The sequence below is a fragment of the Motiliproteus sp. MSK22-1 genome, assembly GCF_001968815.1.
In the GTDB taxonomy this organism is placed as follows: Bacteria; Pseudomonadota; Gammaproteobacteria; order Pseudomonadales; family Balneatricaceae; genus Motiliproteus.
On record NZ_MIEQ01000094.1, the window covers coordinates 1 to 319 of the forward strand.

Here is a 319-nt window from a genome sequence, read left to right on the forward strand (position 1 = left end):
GGTTAGATCAGCACGGCGTTGGTTGTCCGTGTTTAAGGGTGTAGGCTGAGGAGCCAGGCAAATCCGGCTCCTTAAGGCTGAGACCTGATGACGAGTCCTCTTTTGGATGAAGTGATCAATACCATACTTCCAGGAAAATCCTCTAAGCTCCAGCTTATACGAGACCGTACCCCAAACCGACACAGGTGGTCAGGTAGAGAATACCAAGGCGCTTGAGAGAACTCGGGTGAAGGAACTAGGCAAAATAGTACCGTAACTTCGGGAGAAGGTACGCCGGCTTTGGTGATGGGACTTGCTCCCTCAGCTGAGGCTGGTCGAA

Annotated in this window: 1 rRNA gene; it reads left to right on the forward strand. The window is 52.0% G+C overall.

Annotation, left to right across the window (positions count from 1 at the left end):
- Nucleotides 1–319 (forward strand): 23S ribosomal RNA (locus tag BGP75_RS23500); the annotation flags it as partial.